This window comes from Pseudomonas sp. S2_C11 (assembly GCF_054668395.1).
The window spans coordinates 252,140-269,310 of the sequence record NZ_CP162765.1 but is presented as its reverse complement, the minus strand read 5'-3'; the positions used below and the strand labels follow the sequence as shown (position 1 = coordinate 269,310).

15 protein-coding genes and 1 pseudogene are annotated in these 17,171 nt (G+C 61.3%); 3 read left to right on the top strand and 13 right to left on the bottom strand.

All coding sequences use genetic code 11. The annotated features are described in order from the left end of the window. Positions 1–20 precede the first annotated feature (20 nt). From AB4N48_RS01290 to AB4N48_RS01230, 13 genes and pseudogenes are all read right to left on the bottom strand, one after another. Positions 21–968, bottom strand: coding sequence for a S66 peptidase family protein (locus AB4N48_RS01290; protein ID WP_256810269.1), 948 nt, complete (start codon positions 966–968; stop codon positions 21–23). A 132-nt stretch (positions 969–1,100) separates the two neighbouring features. Then, positions 1,101–2,099, bottom strand: coding sequence for a lipoyl synthase (gene lipA / locus AB4N48_RS01285; protein WP_160768663.1), 999 nt, complete (start codon positions 2,097–2,099; stop codon positions 1,101–1,103). A 25-nt stretch (positions 2,100–2,124) separates the two neighbouring features. After that, a complete protein-coding gene (gene lipB, locus AB4N48_RS01280) occupies positions 2,125–2,772 on the bottom strand; it encodes a lipoyl(octanoyl) transferase LipB (protein WP_041477723.1) in 648 nt (215 codons plus the stop codon). Further along, complete coding sequence (locus AB4N48_RS01275) at positions 2,772–3,047, bottom strand: DUF493 domain-containing protein (RefSeq protein ID WP_024014446.1); 276 nt, start codon at positions 3,045–3,047, stop codon at positions 2,772–2,774. The genes lipB and AB4N48_RS01275 overlap by 1 nt, the downstream gene beginning before the upstream one ends. 86 nt (positions 3,048–3,133) lie before the next feature. After that, complete coding sequence (locus AB4N48_RS01270) at positions 3,134–4,291, bottom strand: D-alanyl-D-alanine carboxypeptidase family protein (RefSeq protein ID WP_016773028.1); 1,158 nt, start codon at positions 4,289–4,291, stop codon at positions 3,134–3,136. A 187-nt stretch (positions 4,292–4,478) separates the two neighbouring features. Then, positions 4,479–5,487 (bottom strand): annotated as a pseudogene (locus tag AB4N48_RS01265) (septal ring lytic transglycosylase RlpA family protein). Next, the gene (gene mltB, locus AB4N48_RS01260) at positions 5,487–6,497 is read right to left on the bottom strand and encodes a lytic murein transglycosylase B (protein ID WP_460094663.1); all 1,011 of its coding nucleotides are present in this window, start codon (positions 6,495–6,497) and stop codon (positions 5,487–5,489) included. Before mltB ends, AB4N48_RS01265 begins: the two are co-directional and overlap by 1 nt. Before the next feature lie 17 nt (positions 6,498–6,514). Beyond that, positions 6,515–7,618, bottom strand: coding sequence for a rod shape-determining protein RodA (rodA, locus tag AB4N48_RS01255; protein WP_050977864.1), 1,104 nt, complete (start codon positions 7,616–7,618; stop codon positions 6,515–6,517). Positions 7,619–7,649: 31 nt separating this feature from the next. Next, the gene (gene mrdA / locus AB4N48_RS01250; RefSeq protein WP_041477721.1) at positions 7,650–9,545 is read right to left on the bottom strand and encodes a penicillin-binding protein 2; all 1,896 of its coding nucleotides are present in this window, start codon (positions 9,543–9,545) and stop codon (positions 7,650–7,652) included. 10 nt (positions 9,546–9,555) lie between these two features. Further along, complete coding sequence (rlmH, locus tag AB4N48_RS01245; RefSeq protein ID WP_011063671.1) at positions 9,556–10,023, bottom strand: 23S rRNA (pseudouridine(1915)-N(3))-methyltransferase RlmH; 468 nt, start codon at positions 10,021–10,023, stop codon at positions 9,556–9,558. A 9-nt stretch (positions 10,024–10,032) separates the two neighbouring features. Then, the gene (gene rsfS / locus AB4N48_RS01240; RefSeq protein ID WP_016773024.1) at positions 10,033–10,527 is read right to left on the bottom strand and encodes a ribosome silencing factor; all 495 of its coding nucleotides are present in this window, start codon (positions 10,525–10,527) and stop codon (positions 10,033–10,035) included. Positions 10,528–10,599: 72 nt separating this feature from the next. Next, positions 10,600–11,322: a nicotinate-nucleotide adenylyltransferase gene (gene nadD / locus AB4N48_RS01235; protein ID WP_024014451.1), complete on the bottom strand. Its 723-nt coding sequence runs from the start codon at positions 11,320–11,322 to the stop codon at positions 10,600–10,602. Beyond that, a complete protein-coding gene (locus tag AB4N48_RS01230) occupies positions 11,291–12,562 on the bottom strand; it encodes a glutamate-5-semialdehyde dehydrogenase (protein WP_056790655.1) in 1,272 nt (423 codons plus the stop codon). The genes nadD and AB4N48_RS01230 overlap by 32 nt, the downstream gene beginning before the upstream one ends. A 177-nt stretch (positions 12,563–12,739) precedes the next feature. Between AB4N48_RS01230 and AB4N48_RS01225 the strand changes: the two genes are divergently transcribed. From AB4N48_RS01225 to AB4N48_RS01215, 3 genes are all read left to right on the top strand, one after another. Continuing rightward, positions 12,740–13,435 (top strand): DNA-3-methyladenine glycosylase, encoded by a 696-nt coding sequence (locus tag AB4N48_RS01225; RefSeq protein ID WP_041477719.1) that lies wholly within the window; start codon positions 12,740–12,742, stop codon positions 13,433–13,435. A 126-nt stretch (positions 13,436–13,561) separates the two neighbouring features. Next, complete coding sequence (locus AB4N48_RS01220; RefSeq protein ID WP_041477718.1) at positions 13,562–14,878, top strand: bifunctional DedA family/phosphatase PAP2 family protein; 1,317 nt, start codon at positions 13,562–13,564, stop codon at positions 14,876–14,878. Between the two features lie 321 nt (positions 14,879–15,199). After that, positions 15,200–17,152, top strand: a complete 1,953-nt coding sequence (locus tag AB4N48_RS01215) for a hypothetical protein (RefSeq protein ID WP_460094660.1) — start codon at positions 15,200–15,202, stop codon at positions 17,150–17,152. Positions 17,153–17,171: the final 19 nt, after the last annotated feature.

Here is a 17,171-nt window from a genome sequence, read left to right as displayed (position 1 = left end):
GCGATCTTTTGCCTCCCGAATTATCGGATGACCACATCCTGCTCCAGCAGCAACTCCTGCTTCCCTGCATCCAGGCGCACCAGCGCGCCCAACGGCAGCGTCAGGTTCGGGTCGCAATGACCACTGCGCCAGCCCGACAGCACCGGAATCCGCAACGGCTCAAAGGTTTGCTTGAGCAGGCGATTCAGCGCGTTGACCTCCACTCCGGCGATATCACCGACCAGCACACCGCGCAGTCTGGCCAGCTTGCCGGCCAGACGCATCTGGGTCAGCAACCGATCAATCCGATACAGCGGCTCGTTGATGTCTTCGATAAACAGAATCACCCCTTCGACATCAATCTCGTAGGGCGTGCCGAGGGTTGCAGCAATCATCGCCAGATTGCCGCCAAGCAACCGCCCGTGAGCGATGCCCGGTTCGACGGTTGATAACGGATAAGCCGCCGGATGGCTGAGCACACTCCCTGACTTCATTTGCCCGCGCAGCATGGCGAAGAATGAGGTGACGGTAGGCGGTTCCTTGTCGCCCAGCAGGTCGGCATTGAGCAGCGGCCCGTGAAAGGTCACAAACCCGGCGTAGCGACTGATGGCCAGGTGCAGCGCGGTGATATCGCTGTAGCCGATAAAGGGTTTGGCGTGCCGGCTGAGCAGGTCGTAATCGATTCGGTCCAGCAGGCGCGGCGTGCCGTAGCCGCCGCGCAGGCAAATGATCGCGTCGACTTCAGGGTCAGCGAATGCCGCGTGCAGATCGCGCAGGCGTACGTCGTCACTGCCCGCCAGATAGCCGTCCTTCTCATAGACACCGGGAAACACCTTCAGCCCATAGCCGCGCGCGCGCATCCATTGCAGCGCTTTTTCAGTGTCGAGGGCGCCGGGGCCGGCAGGCGCGATGACGCCGATCGTCCCTTCGGAGGGCAGCGCCGGTACGGCTCGGTGGGCAACGAGGGTGTGGCTCGGTCGAACGGTCATCCTTGGGCTCCAGCGGTAAAGTCATGCACACACAGTAGACAGCTCAAGAGGCAAACAAAAGCCCCTTGTCTCAGGCAAAAAAATGCCCGCCGAGGAACCGTCCTCGGCGGGCATTTTTACATCAGCAGTGAATCAGGAACCCAGCAGCTCGGCCTTGACCAGCTTCGCCTGCTCGTCGGCGTGGTACGAGGAACGTACCAGCGGGCCAGACGCAACGTTCTTGAAGCCCATCTTGTAACCTTCTTCGGCGAACCAGGCGAAGGTGTCCGGGTGCACGAAACGCTGCACCGGCAAGTGGCTGCGCGACGGTTGCAGGTATTGACCGAGGGTCAGCATGTCGATGTCGTGTTCGCGCATGCGCTTCATGACTTCGATGACTTCCTCGTCAGTCTCGCCCAGACCCAGCATCAGGCCCGATTTGGTCGGGATATGCGGCATCATCTGCTTGAAGCGTTGCAGCAGGGTCAGCGACCACTGATAGTCCGAACCCGGACGCGCAGCCTTGTACAGGCGCGGCACGGTTTCCAGGTTGTGGTTGAACACATCCGGCGGCTCGGCGGCGGTGATTTCCAAGGCGATGTCCATGCGCCCACGGTAGTCCGGGACCAGGGTCTCGAGCTGCACGTTCGGCGACAGCTTGCGGATTTCGCGGATGCAGTCGGCGAAGTGCTGGGCACCGCCATCACGCAGGTCGTCGCGGTCCACCGAAGTGATCACCACGTACTTGAGCTTGAGGTCGGCGATGGCGATGGCCAGGCTTTCCGGCTCGTTGACGTCCAGTGGCTTCGGACGACCGTGGCCAACGTCGCAGAACGGGCAACGACGGGTGCAGATGTCGCCCATGATCATGAAGGTCGCAGTACCGCCGGAGAAGCATTCGCCGAGGTTCGGGCAGGACGCTTCTTCGCAGACACTGTGCAGCTTGTGCTTGCGCAGCAGGCTCTTGATGCGGTCGACTTCCGGCGAAACCGGGATGCGCACGCGGATCCAGTCGGGTTTCTTCGGCAGTTCGGTAGTCGGGATGATCTTGACCGGGATGCGTGCAACCTTCTCGGCGCCGCGCAGCTTGACGCCGGCTTCAACCTTGGGACGCGGGGCCGGGCGCTCGGTCACGTCGAGCGTCGGGATCATGGTTTGCACTGCATCAGTAGTCATATCAGTCGATTCCGCCCGTAAGGGTCGTCTGCTCAGCATAGTCGAGGTGTTTGACGAGCTGCGCGCGCAGCCGGGCACTTACCTCGGCAAATTCAATCGATCCTGCGTGATCGCTCAGCTGGGTCATGGCCAGCCCGGCGTAGCCGCAGGGATTAATCCGTCGAAACGGTTCCAGGTTCATATCCACGTTCAGGGCCAGGCCATGAAAGGAACAACCGTGGCGAATGCGCAAACCCAGAGAAGCGATTTTCGCTCCATCGACGTACACGCCGGGAGCATCTGGCTTGGCGGCGGCGCTAACGCCGTAGCTGGCCAGCAGTTCGATGAGGCAGGCTTCCATGCGGCTGACCAGATCGCGCACGCCGAAACCCAGCTTGCGCACATCCAGTAACAGATAGGCCACCAGTTGCCCGGGGCCATGATAAGTCACTTGGCCGCCACGATCGACCTGCACCACCGGAATATCTCCCGGCAGCAACAGATGCTCGGCCTTGCCGGCCTGGCCCTGGGTGAACACCGGCGGGTGTTCGACGAGCCAGATCTCGTCGGCTGCAGCATTGCCGCGTTCGTTGGTAAAGCGCTGCATGGCATGCCAGACCGGCTCGTAAGGCATCTGGCCCAGTTCGCGAAAGCCCAGCGTGCCGTGCATCACAACACCATGTGCACGATGCCGGAAGCCCGCAGTTCGCTGTTGATGTTGTACAGCTGATCCTGGTCGGTGGCGACGATGTGCAACTGGATGGTGGTGTATTTGCCGTTGCTGCTTTGACGCTCGTCGATGCGCTCATCATTGATGGTCGCGTGTTTCAGGACGATCGCGATGATCTTGTCCTTGTTGCCAACACCCGTATCACTGATCACCTTGATCGGATAATCGGTCTGGGGAAATTCGATCTTTGGCGCCTTTACTTCGGTATCGGTCATGGCGTAACGGCCTCTATAGCGCAAGCCGTGGTAACGCACATGGCCCCGCACCGGATCGGGGCGGGGCCATGCAGGTCAACACAAAATCAGTTGAACAAGCCGTAGAAGAATAGACGGATGCTATCCCACATGCGGCGGAAGATACCACCCTCCTCGACGCCGTCCAGAGCGATCAGGTCAGCGCTGTGCACCACCTTGTCTTCCAGTTTGACTTCGACTTTACCGATCACGTCGCCCTTGGCGATTGGCGCAACCAGTTGCGGGTTCATGGTCATGCTGGCAGCGAGCTTCTTCAGCTGGCCTTTTGGCAGAGTCATGGTCAGGTCTTGCGCCAGACCGGCCTTGACCTGGCTGGTGGTGCCTTTCCATACCGGCGCCTGCGCCAGTTCAGTGCCCTTCTGGTAGAAGGTCTGGGTTTCGAAGAAGCGGAAACCATAGGTCAGCAACTTCTGGGTTTCAGCGGCGCGAGCCACTTCGCTGTTGGTGCCGAACACCACGGCGATCAGGCGCTGGCCGTCACGTACCGCCGAGGACACCATGCAGTAGCCGGCTTCATCGGTGTGGCCGGTTTTCAGACCGTCAACGGTCTTGTCGCGCCACAGCAGCAGGTTGCGGTTAGGCTGCTTGATGCCGTTCCAGAAGAACTCTTTCTGCGAGTAGATCGCATAGTGAGCCGGGTCTTCGTGGATGATCGCACGGGCCAGGATCGCCATGTCGTGCGCCGACGAGTAGTGCTCAGGGTTTGGCAGACCGGTCGGGTTCATGAAGTGGGTATTGGTCATGCCCAGTTCGGTGACGGTCTTGTTCATCAGATCGGCGAAGGCGTCTTCGCTGCCGGCGATGTGCTCGGCCAGGGCGACGCTGGCGTCGTTACCGGACTGGATGATGATGCCGTGCAGCAGGTCGCTGACAGTCACCTGCGAACCGACCTTGATGAACATCCGCGAACCGCCGGTGCGCCAGGCGTTTTCGCTGACGGTCACCGGATCGTTTTCACCGATCTGGCCGCGACGGATTTCCAGGGTCGCGATGTACGCGGTCATCAGCTTGGTCAGGCTGGCCGGTGGCAGACGCTGGTCGCCGTTGTTTTCGACCAGCACGTTGCCGCTGCTGGCGTCCATCAGAACATAGGCCTTGGCGGCCAGTTGTGGTGGCGACGGCATCATCTCGGCCGCGAAGGCGGCTGGCGAGAGGAGCAGCGGGACTAGCAGACACAGGCGTTTGGCAAAGGTGGTGATGTTCATCCGTCTCTCGAAATCGCTAATGGAAACTTGCCCGAAGGCAAAACTTATTCAGACAGCCTTCTAACGGGCCATCGCGTGTTCAGTTGCTCACTCCAGTCACCCTTGCCGGGCTTTTGTTCTTCGACGAGCCAACAACCTGGTTCACCCCCCGAATACCGCAAGTGAACCGTCAATCAAGGTCTACGTGTTACTCGGTGACCACGCTGGGCGAACCCAGATTGGCCAGCCGCACACTGTTCTGCACCTGGGCGATCTCACCCGGCGAGCCGATCGGCCCCAGGCGTACCCGGTGCAGGGTCTGCTGATTGCGCACGATCGAGCTGATGAACACCGGCGCGCTCACCATCCCGCTGAGCTTCGACCTCAGCAGCTCGGCAGCGTCCGGGTTGGCGAACGCGCCCACCTGCAGATACTGGCCAGACGCTGGTGCAGAAGCGTTTTTTTGCATCGATCTGCACGGGCACCACGGCCGCGGCGTGTTGCTGCGGCGGCGGCGTCCATTGCTCGACGGTACCGGCCGACGCGGTGATGACCGGGGCGCTATTCTGCGCCACTTGCGGCTCATTGAGCATCAGCGGCGCCGGACGGCCCTTGGCCGCCCACCACTGCTGCGGATCGATGCCTTCGACCTTGACCCGTGCGGTGCCGGTTTCGGCATAGCCGAGCTTCTTCGCCGCAGCATAAGACAAGTCGATGATGCGATCGGAGTAGAACGGCCCACGGTCGTTGACGCGCAGGATCACGGTCTTGTTGTTGTCCAGGTTGGTCACCCGGACGTAACTTGGCAGCGGCAAGGTCTTGTGCGCGGCACTCATGCCGTACAGGTCATACACTTCGCCGTTGGCGGTGTTCTGGCCATGGAACTTGGTGCCGTACCAGGACGCTGTGCCCGAAGCCACGTAGGTCTTGGATTCCTGCAACGGAAAGTAGGTCTTGCCCAGCACGGTGTACGGGTTGGCCTTGTACGGGCCGGTGTGCAGGGTCGGTGTCGCATCCGGGATGCGCGAAACATCGACATCCCACCACGGCGCGCCGTCTTTGTGCGCGCGGTTGATGTCCAGGCCCGGTTGGGCGCGGACAGCGGTGGACGGGGTTTTCTGCGTCGGCGTGCGGCTGGTCGTGCAACTGGCGACCAGGACTGCCAACGCAGCGAAAGCCACCAGCTTCAGGGGTTTATTGTTAGGCAATGCCTGCATTACTTGACGCCCCGTGCTTGTACCAGCTGTTCAGACAGTTGATGTACGGCCATGGCGTACATCACGCTGCGGTTATAACGCGTGATCGCGTAGAAATTCTGCAGGCCCATCCAGTATTCAGGGCCGTTGTCGCCTTCGAGGCGAAATGCGGTAACCGGCATATCATCGCGCAGCGCATCATGACTTGACCAGCCCAGCGCCCGCAACTCTGCGACCGTTTTCACCGGTTCGATACCAGTAGTCAGGCCTTCATCAACCTGCTCGCCGCGTACATCGGCACGGCTGACCACCGGTTCGCCGGCGACCCAGCCGTGACGCTTGAAGTAGCTGGCGACGCTGCCAATGGCATCGTCCGGGTTGTTCCAGATATTGATGTGGCCGTCACCGTCGAAATCCACCGCGTAGGCGCGAAAGCTGCTCGGCATGAACTGCGGCAGGCCCATGGCCCCGGCGTACGAGCCTTTCAGGGTCAGCGGGTCGACCTGCTCTTCGCGGGCCAGCAGCAGGAACTCACGCAGTTCCTTGCGGAAAAATTCGGCACGGGGAGGATAGTCGAAGCCGAGGGTCGATAAAGCATCGATCACGCGGAAATTACCGGTATTACGTCCGAAAAAGGTCTCGACGCCGATGATCGACACGATCACTTGTGCCGGCACGCCGTATTCCTGCTCGGCACGGGCCAGGGTCGCCTCGTGCTGACGCCAGAAGTCGACACCACGGGCGATGCGCGCGTCGGTGATGAACATCGGACGATATTCGTTCCACTGCTTGACCCGTTCGGCGGGTCTGGAGATGGCGTCGAGAATCGACTGCTTGCGTTGCGCCTCGCGGAACACACCCATCAGTTGTTCACCGGCGAAACCGTAGTCGCGGGTCATTTCGCCGACGAATTCGGCCACCTGCGGCGAGCCTTCATAGTCGCCGGCCAGCGCTTCCTGCACGCCCCCCAGCAGGCCCACCAGGCCAACCAGCGGCGCGCATCGAGTCGCCCAGCCACGCATTACTTGCATTGCACTCTTCACCTTATTCAAACCTGTGCGATCCACTTGCGATGGGTATGGATCGACATCAAAACCCCAAACGCTGACAGCAGCGTCACCAGCGAAGTTCCTCCGTAGCTAATGAACGGCAACGGCACCCCCACGACCGGTAACAGGCCACTGACCATACCGATGTTGACGAAAACGTAAACAAAAAAAGTCATGGTCAACGCGCCGGCGAGCAATTTGCCGAACAGCGTTTGCGCCTGAGCGGTGATCACCAGCCCGCGACCGATCAACAACAGATAGATCAGCAGCAGCGCGCAAATCCCCACCAGACCGAACTCTTCGCCAAGCACGGCAATGATGAAGTCGGTGTGGCTTTCCGGGAGAAAGTCCAAGTGTGACTGGGTGCCGAGCAGCCAGCCTTTGCCGAATACGCCACCGGAACCGATCGCGGCTTTCGACTGGATGATGTTCCAGCCGGTGCCGAGCGGATCGCTTTCCGGGTCGAGAAAGGTCAGGACCCGTTGCTTCTGATAGTCGTGCATGACGAAAAACCACATCGCCACGGATACCGGCACCGCCGCAGCCAGCACGCTGAGAATCCAGCGCCAGCGCAAGCCGCCCATGAACAGGACGAAGGCGCCACCGGCGAGAATCAGCAGCGAGGTACCGAGATCCGGCTGGCGCACGATCAGAATGAACGGCACGCCAATCAGCATCAGGCTGATGCCGACGTGCTTGAGCTGCGGCGGCAAGGTGCGTTTGGACAGATACCAGGCGATGGTCGCCGGCATCAGGATCTTCATGAATTCCGAGGGCTGGAAGCGGATCACCCCGGGGATGTTGATCCAGCGCGTGGCGCCCATGGCGTTGTGGCCCATGATGTCGACGACGATCAGCAATATCACGCCGATCACGTAACCGAGCGGCACCCAGCGCGCCATGAAACGCGGTTCGAACTGGGCGATGACGATCATTGCCACCAGACCGATGCCGAAAGATGTGGCCTGCTTGCCGAGCAGATCCCAGCTCTTGCCGCTGGCCGAATACAGCACGAACAGGCTGCCGGCGGCGAGTATCAGCAGCAGGATCAACAGCGGGCCATCGATATGCAGTCTTTGCAGCAACGTCGCGCGGCGACGCATCACATCCTCGCTGGAGAGCATGCGATCGAAGTTATTCATCACGGGCCGGGGCCTCCGCAGTGATAGGGCTGGCGTACTCGGCTTTCAGGTGGCCGTCCTGGTCGAGCAACCAGGCGTCCATGACCTGGCGCACCACGGGCGCGGCAACGCCGGAACCAGACTCACCGTTCTCGACCATCACCGACACGACGATTTTCGGATCATCGGCCGGGGCGAAGCCGACAAACAACGCGTGGTCGCGGTGGCGTTCCTGGACCTTGGAGCGGTCGTATTTCTCGCCCTGCTTGATCGCCACCACCTGCGCGGTACCGGACTTGCCGGCGATGCGGTATTGCGCGCCGATCGCCGCTTTGCGCGCGGTACCACGGGCACCGTGCATCACCTGCTGCATGCCATGGTTGACCTTGTTCCAGTCGGACGGGTCGCGCAGGATGATGTTCGGCATCGGGTTTTCATCCACCGGTTTGACCCCGTCGAGGGACTTGGCCAGGTGCGGACGGTTCCAGATGCCCTTGTTGGCCACCAGCGCCGTGGCCTGGGCCAGTTGCAGCGGCGTCGACTGCATGTAGCCCTGGCCGATCCCGAGAATCAGGGTTTCGCCGGGGAACCACGCCTGCTTGCGCGTCGCCCGTTTCCATTCGCGTGACGGCATCAGGCCCGGGGACTCTTCGAACATGTCCAGCGAGACCTTCTGGCCGATGCCGAACTTGTTCATATAGGTCGACAGCCGATCGATGCCGAGCTTGTGCGCCAGGTCATAGAAGTAGGTGTCGTTGGAACGCATGATCGCCGTGTCGAGGTCGACGAAGCCGTCACCAGTGCGATTCCAGTTGCGATACTTGTGGTCGTAGTTGGGCAGCATGTAATAGCCCGGGTCGAACACCCGGCTCGAAGCCGTGACTACGCCGGCGTCGAGACCGGCAATTGCCACCGCCGGTTTGATCGTCGAGCCCGGCGGGTACAGACCGCGCAGCACGCGGTTGAACAACGGCCGGTCGATGGAATCGCGCAACTCGGCGTAGGCCTTGAAGCTGATGCCGGTGACGAACAGGTTGGGGTCGAAACTCGGCTGACTGACCATCGCCAGCACTTCGCCGGTTTTCGGATCGAGCGCCACCACCGCGCCACGTCGCCCGCCCAGCGCGGCCTCGGCGGCTTCCTGCAACTTGATATCGAGGCTCAGGACGATGTCCTTGCCGGGAATCGGATCGGTGCGCTTGAGCACCCGCAACACGCGGCCACGGGCGTTGGTCTCGACTTCCTCGTAACCGACCTGACCGTGCAATTCCGGCTCGTAGAAACGCTCGATGCCGGTCTTGCCGATGTGGTGGGTGCCGCTGTAGTTGACCGGATCCAGCGACTTCAGCTCTTTCTCGTTGATCCGCCCCATGTAGCCCACCGAATGCGCAAAATGCGCGCCCTGCGGGTAATGCCGGACCAGTTGCGCGACCACTTCCACCCCGGGCAGGCGGAACTGGTTCACCGCAATGCGGGCGATCTGCTCTTCGGTCAGCTCGAACAGGATCGGCACCGGCTCGAACGGCCGACGGCCCTGACGCATGCGTTTCTCGAAGATCACCCGGTCCTCGGGCGTCAGCTCCAGCACCTCGACGATGACGTCGAGCACCTGTTGCCAGTCGCCGGAGCGCTCGCGGGTCATGCTCAGGCTGAAGCTCGGCCGGTTGTCGGCCACGACCACGCCGTTGCGATCGAAAATCAGCCCGCGCGTCGGCGGAATCGGCTGCACGTGGACGCGGTTGTTTTCCGACAGGGTCGAGTGGTACTCGTACTGGATCACCTGCAGGTAATACAGACGCGCGATCAGCACACAGATCAGCGCCACGATCACGATCGCACCGAACACGACACGGCTGCGCACCAGACGGGCGTCCTTTTCGTGGTCCTTGATGCGGATCGGCTGAGACATGAGGGCAGGCTTACTTGTGGTAAGGGTGGCCGGACAACACGGTCCAGGCACGGTACAACTGTTCGCCGATCAGGATCCGCACCAGCGGGTGCGGCAAGGTCAGCGGCGACAACGACCAGCGCTGGTCAGCGCGGGCACAGACTTCCGGTGCCAGCCCTTCCGGGCCGCCGACCATGAAGTTGACCGTGCGCGAATCCAGGCGCCAGCGATCGAGTTCGACCGCCAGTTGCTCGGTGCTCCACGGCTTGCCGTGAACCTCCAGCGTGACGATCCGCTCGTTGTGCCCGACCTTGGCCAGCATGGCTTCGCCTTCCTGGCGGATGAAACGGGCCACGTCGGCATTCTTGCCACGGGTATTGAGCGGAATTTCCACCAGTTCCAGCGCCAGCTCGGACGGAAGACGCTTGGCATATTCATGCCAGCCTTCTTCCACCCACTTGGGCATGCGTGAACCGACGGCGATCAGGCGCAGTCGCACAGCAATCCCTTAGAACTGGTCTTTGTTGAGCTTGGTGAAATGCTCGTGGGTGTTTTCCGGGCTGTGGTGCTTGGCATCGGCCGCACGGCTTTGCTCGGCACCGGCCCACAGGCGCTCCAGGTCGTAGAACTGACGCGCCGAGGCAGTCATCATGTGCACGATCACCAGATCGAGGTCGAGCAGTACCCAATCGCTGTCGCCCTTGCCTTCTTCGCCCAGCGGCTTGGCGCCCTGCTTTTTCACTTCCTCGCGGACCTTGTCCAACATCGCGTTGATCTGGCGATTGGAGGTACCGGTGGCGATGATCATGTAGTCAGTGATGCTCTGCTTGTCGCGCACATCGATGATCTGGATATCCTGGGCCTTGACGTCTTCCAGCGCGGCGACGGCAATCTTGACCAGTTCGTCGCCCTTGAGCGGCTCGTTGGTGTTGACGGCTTCCGGCAGTGGTGCGCTCTTGAACGTGCCTTTGCGCTTTACTTTCGGTAGATCTTTATCAGTCATATGTAACTCGTTTTGCTCATGTATTCGGCGGCTTGGGGATACGGTGATCCGTATCGGTGAAGCACGCCTTGTTCAGTTCGACGCACGGTACAGACCGTGCGCATCGATGTAGGCCAGGACCGCGTCGGGCACCAGGAAACGTACCGACTTACCGCTGGCCAGCAGTTGACGGATCTGGGTGGCGGAAACCGCGAGCGGTGTCTGCCAGACGAATGCAATCTGTCCGCTCGGCCCTTTCAGGGCCAGCGGGTCGCTCACCGAACGCGCTGCCAGCAGGTTGCGCAAGGCATCCGGCGGTTCGCTGTCGGCGTCCGGGCGCTGTAGCACCAGGATGTGGCAATGCTGGAGCAACTCTTCCCAGCGGTGCCAAGTGGGCAGGCCGCAAAATGCGTCCCAGCCCAAAAGCAGAAAAACCTGGGTCTCGGCGGGCATCTCTGCGCGCAGCGACTCCAGGGTATCGATGGTCCAGGACGGTTTGTCCCGCTGCAATTCGCGGGCGTCCACCACCAGCGGCGGCAATCCGGCCACCGCGCACTCGACCATCGCCAGCCGGTCCTGCGCCGACACCTGCGGCGTACCGCGATGTGGCGGCCGCGCGTTCGGCATCAGGCGCAACTCGTCCAGCGCCAGCGCTTCGACAACTTCCAGCGCGCCACGCAAATGGCCGATATGCACCGGGTCGAACGTACCGCCCAGCACGCCAATGCGTTGCGGGCGCGACTCGCTGCCGGTGTGCGGCGCTGTCAGGTCGAGGTCGGTCAAGTCAGACCGTCGCCTGGCCGCGCAACTGGCCATCGCCGACCACGATGTACTTCTCGCAGGTCAGCCCCTCAAGCCCGACAGGGCCGCGGGCGTGCAGCTTATCAGTAGAAATGCCGATCTCGGCACCCAATCCGTATTCAAATCCATCGGCAAAGCAGGTCGGCGTGTTGATCATCACCGAGGCCGAGTCGACTTCCGCCACGAACCGGCGGGTGTCGGCGAGGTTTTCGCTGACGATCGAGTCGGTGTGATGGGAGCCATAATGGTTGATGTGTTCGATCGCCTGCTCCAGACCGTCGACCACGCGGATCGACAGAATCGGCGCCAGGTACTCGGTGTGCCAGTCGTCTTCGCAGGCCGCGACCGCTTCGATGATCGCCCGGGTGCGCTCGCAACCACGCAGTTCGACGCCTTTGTCGCGGAACTGCGCGGCCATCGAAGGCAGGAAATCCCTGGCAACAGCCTGATCGACCAGCAGGGTTTCCATCGCGCCGCAGATGCCATAACGGTAGGTCTTGGCGTTGAAGGCGATGCTTTGGGCTTTGGCCAGATCGGCATGTTCACTGACGTAAACGTGGCAGATGCCGTCCAGGTGCTTGATCACCGGTACGCGAGCATCGCGGCTGATGCGTTCGATCAAGCCACGACCGCCACGGGGCACGATGACGTCGACGTATTCCGGCATGCTGATCAGCGCGCCGACGGCGGCACGGTCGGTGGTTTCGACCACTTGCACCACGGCGGCGGGCAGTTCGGCCTCGGCCAGACCGCGCTGAATGCACGCGGCAATCGCGCGATTGGAATGAATTGCCTCGGAGCCACCGCGCAGGATGGTCGCGTTGCCGGACTTCAGGCACAGACTGGCGGCATCGATGGTCACGTTCGGACGGGATTCGTAGATGATCCCGATCACGCCCAGCGGTACACGCATCTTGCCGACCTGAATACCCGACGGACGGAAGCTCATGTCGCGGATCGCACCGACCGGATCCGCCAGTGCAGCAACCTGACGCAAGCCGACGATCATGCCGTCGATGCGTGCCGGGGTCAGTTCCAGACGCTCCAGCAGCGCCGGCTCCAGACCGTTGGCGCGACCGGCAGCCAGATCCAGCTCATTGGCGGCGGCCAGCTCGGCGCGCGCAGCGTCCAGAGCATTGGCGGCAGCCTGCAAGGCGCGGTTTTTCTGCGCGGTGCTGGCGCGACCGATGACCTTGGAGGCAGCGCGGGCGGCGCGACCCAATCGGGTCATGTAGTCAAGAACGGACTCAGTCATGGTCTGCTGGGGTCTTGGCAAAGAGGAAAGCGGCAGATTATAGCTGCCGCGTCCCGGGACTAACAGCGGTGACGGGCGGATGGTCGAAATGAGCTGCGTTTGGCCGGCGTTCAGACGTAATTAAGCTCAGCGTTGTTATCATCACGACCTCTTGAGCCTGGATCAACCTTGCCCATCATGACCAACGTGCCCCTTTGCCCCGAGTCCGCGCGCCTGCCCGTGGGCCTGCCGGACAGTTTTTTCGACCGCGACGCCCAGGTGCTGGCGCAGGCGCTGCTCGGCAAAGTCATCCGCCATCGCGTCGGCGATCTGTGGCTGAGTGCGCGAATCATCGAAACCGAAGCCTATTACTGCGCGGAAAAAGGCAGCCACGCCTCGCTCGGCTATACAGAAAAGCGTAAGGCTTTGTTTCTGGATGGCGGCCACATCTATATGTACTACGCACGCGGCGGTGATTCGCTGAACTTCAGTGCGCAGGGACCGGGCAATGCGGTGCTGATCAAATCCGCCTATCCGTGGGTCGATGAAGTGAGCGGTCCGGCGAGTCTGGCGCAGATGCTGCTGAACAATCCCGATGCCCAGGGCCGACCGCGTCCGACACAGAAGCTCTGCGCCGGACAGACCCTGCTGTGCAAGGCGCTGGGTTTGAAAGTGCCGATGTGGGACGCCAAGCGTTTCGATCATGAACTGTTGCTGGTCGAGGACCCGGGACCGCCACCCGCGCAGATCATTCAAACCACCCGGTTGGGCATTCCGCTGGGCCGTGATGAACACTTGATGTATCGCTTCGTTGACGCTGCGTATGCGCAATGGTGCACGCGGAACCCGCTGCGACGGGGTCAGGTCGAAGGCCGGGATTATTTCCTTCTGTAAACGCTTACCCCTGTAGGAGCTGCCGCAAGCTGCGATCTTTTGATTCTGCTTTAAAGAAACAAGATCAAAAGATCGCAGCCTGCGGCAGCTCCTACCGGAATCATCAATAGTCTGGAGTTTTTCTGTATGGGCCCATGGCTCGATAGCATCACTGGATGGCTCGGCGCCAATCCGCAATGGTTGGCCGCAGCGGTGTTCATCGTTGCGTGCGTGGAATGTCTGGCGATCGCCGGGCTGATCGTGCCGGGCACGGTGCTGTTGTTCGGCGTGGCGGTACTGGCCGGCAGTGGCGCGCTGTCATTGAGCGAAACGCTGCTGCTGGGCTTTCTCGGCGGCATCCTCGGCGACTTGATCTCGTACTTCCTGGGGCGGCATTTCCATCAGAACATCCGCCGCCTGCCGGGCCTGCGCCATCACCCGGAATGGATGGCCGGCGCCGAGTCGTACTTCCAGCGCTATGGCATCGCCAGCTTGCTGGTCGGGCGTTTCATCGGCCCGCTACGACCAATGCTGCCAATGGTCGCCGGGATGTGCGACATGCCCTTCCCGCGTTTTTTCGCCGTCAGCCTGCTGGCCGCTGCTGGCTGGAGCCTGGCTTATCTGTTGCCGGGCTGGGCCACGGGCGCGGCGTTCCGCCTGCCATTGCCTGAAGGGTTCTGGCTGGAGGCCGGGATCGTGGCTGCCAGCATCGCGGTAATGGTCGGCCTGAGCGTCAACAGCAGCGTGCGCCGCCATCGTCGCGCGACGATCTGGATCGGCGGCATGAGCCTGCTGATCCTGATCGGTCTGTTCATCGGCTATCCATACCTCACCGCGCTCGACAACGGCGTGATGACCCTGGTGCAGGAGCACCGCCAGCCAGCGCTGGACGAAATCGCCGTGACGCTGACCCTGATCGGCGAATTCCGCAACATGCTGCTGTTCAGTGCCCTGCTCGTCATTCTGCTGGTGCTGTGCAAGCAGTGGCGCCAGGCAATGTTCGCGGGCGCCACCATGTTGGTCACCGCAATGGCCAATACCGGAACCAAGTATTTTTTCGCCCGGGTGCGCCCGGAAGTGCTCAGCGATCCATTGACCACCTACAGCATGCCCAGCGGCCACGCTTCTGGCGCGTTCGCTCTGTTCCTGACGCTGGGCGTGCTGGCCGGGCGCGGTCAGCCGCCGCGCATGCGCCTGACCTGGCTGCTGATTGCCTGCATCCCGGCACTCTCTATCGCCCTGTCGCGGGTGTATCTGGGCGCGCACTGGCCAACCGACATATTGGCCGGGGCGATGCTCGCCAGTTGCGTGTGTGCTGCGATGCTGTGGTTGAGCCAACGTCAGGCGTCCCTTAATGCAATGCCGTTCAAGATCTGGTGGCTGATCCTGCCATCGATGGTTGCTCTGTTCGGCTTCTTCGTACTGCGCCACTTGCCACATACATTGTTGCGTTACGCCTACTAAAACAGACAACTCACAAGCCAGATTTTTTATACGCCGCTCTTTTGGAATATTCCGACAAGAGCGGCGTTGATTACCTACGCAAACTTCCCCTCCTGCGGTTAACTTTCCTGGTTATAAAACCGACGTTTCCGCATTCCCAATCGACGCCAAACTAGCGTTACATAGTCCAGCCGGAACACGGTGGCGAAGTATTTCGCGCAATAGAAAATCCGTGAATTCAATCCGCCCGGCTTGAGCACTTGCCAACAATCAATATTTATCCGGACCCGGCATTGAAGTTCTGCCGAGGCATTTATCAATTCATTCTTTGTCGAGTTATTCATGAGTCCAAAGATACCCCGCAAGACGCCTGTTACAACGCCGCATCAAACTGATCCGCACGCACCGGCACCACATCGCCCCTTGATCGATGCCAGCGCCGTTGAAATATCGAGAAGGACCGGTGGTCACGACCAGGCGCTGCACGCAACAACTTCCGGCAGCCCCCTCGCCGATGCAAACCCGAGACTTCCGGCGATCGAAATCTTTCAGTTACCGGCACACGGCGCTTATCGTTCTGAACATTCCACTTCAATAAACGATTACTGGTTGTCAGAGGCTTTTCTGCGTGGGATGAAGCCCGCTGACCCCGATGGATTTCGCTGGGTCGTTGGCAGAAAGTTCGTCGACGTCGAATATCAGGGCGCTTTGCAAACCACTCACGTCGGCGTGGATGAAACCGGCGCATGGCGCAGCAAGTTGCTGACCGAGCGCGTGCCCTCCGGACCGCTTTTGTATAAAAACGCAGACAGCCCCACCTGGCGCCTGACCGAACATCCAGCGCCGAAGCGAGCACGGCTCGCCCCCGCGACAACGCCCATCAATCAAAGCCGTTACAGTCCATCGGGGCGTTCGCCGGATGCTCAGGGTTACTACGAAATGCATCCGCTTTTTGCAGCGCGCACAGACGCCCCCCTGTTCGCCTTCAGGGATTCATTTGGCAATTTCATTCCGGTAGATCCTCCGTCGGGGGGATTCGCGGCGTCGCCGCCCCACCTCAAACAGTGGACCGATCATGAGATTTGGCAGCTATATGGCTTGCAGGGCCAAGACATCGCGCGCTTTCGTGCCGAAGCTCAGGCCAGCGGCATGCCGCCACAGTGGGCACATCCCACAACCACCGGAAATCCGCTGACCGATCTGCTGCGCGACTCGCTGCGCTGGCTGCATCCACAGATGAGCCGTGCAGAGCGCGAAGCCTTTCTGCAATCGTTCAATCTGCTGCCCAGGCAATTGACCCGCTTGCAGCAGGAGATGAGCGACCATCTGGCGATTCCAGCCTGGGCACTGGCGCACAAGCGCCTGTTGGACGACGTCACCCACCCGCGACGCTTCGAGCAATTGGCCAAGGATGCGGTCGAGCAGCTCAACCTCAAGCACAATGCCCGCCACGACTGGTACGACGCCGAACAAGGCCTGACCCCCGAAGTCCGCGAGGCGCTGTTGAAACAGCTCGGTTACCTGCGCAACAAACACAATTGCCTGTATCGCACGGACATCCCGGCACTGTTTCGCGGTGACGAGCGCACGCCGTTCGAGCTGGCGAATGACGGCACCATGCTGCCCCGCTACCACCACAAACCCGGCGCCACCACGCACAAGCCGATCAGCGCGACGTTCAGTCTCGAGCAGGGCCAGATGTATGCCAGCGCCCCCGATCCCGCATACCTGCGCTTCAACAGCCAGACCCATAAATATCCGGGACGCGACGCGGGTGACAGCAGCTCAGACAGCGGCGCAAGCGACGCCGATGATTCAAGCAGTTCCTCATCCGACTGGTCTGATCCTGAGAGTCCCGTCGCCTGGGATCACGAGCGGGGTTATCGGTCCTCACGCACGCGGCAGACAGAAATGTTCATGTACGCCCTCGACACGCGCAATCTGGAAGTCGTCCCGCACGAAGAGAACATGGCGTTCAATTCCGCTGCGCGTGAGAACCCGCCGACCTGGTTTCCCTCCGACGATTTCGAGGGGCTGATTTCGGTCACCCGCAGCGGAGTTCCAGCCGAGCGTATCTGGTTACTGAACACAGACCTGAGCAAAGGCGCCAGAGTCGCAGACATCAAGGAACAGGCCGGCGCGGACGCTGAGCGTATCGAGGCGGCGACCCATGCCGGGCACGCCAACAAATTCCAATACGACCGACTGATCGACAAAGTGGAAGCGGCAGGACTGCCAATCCTCAGGCTGTCAGGCAATAAAAACGAGTTTGCATACGACATCGCCTGGCCCTGAACCGGGCACGCCCATACAA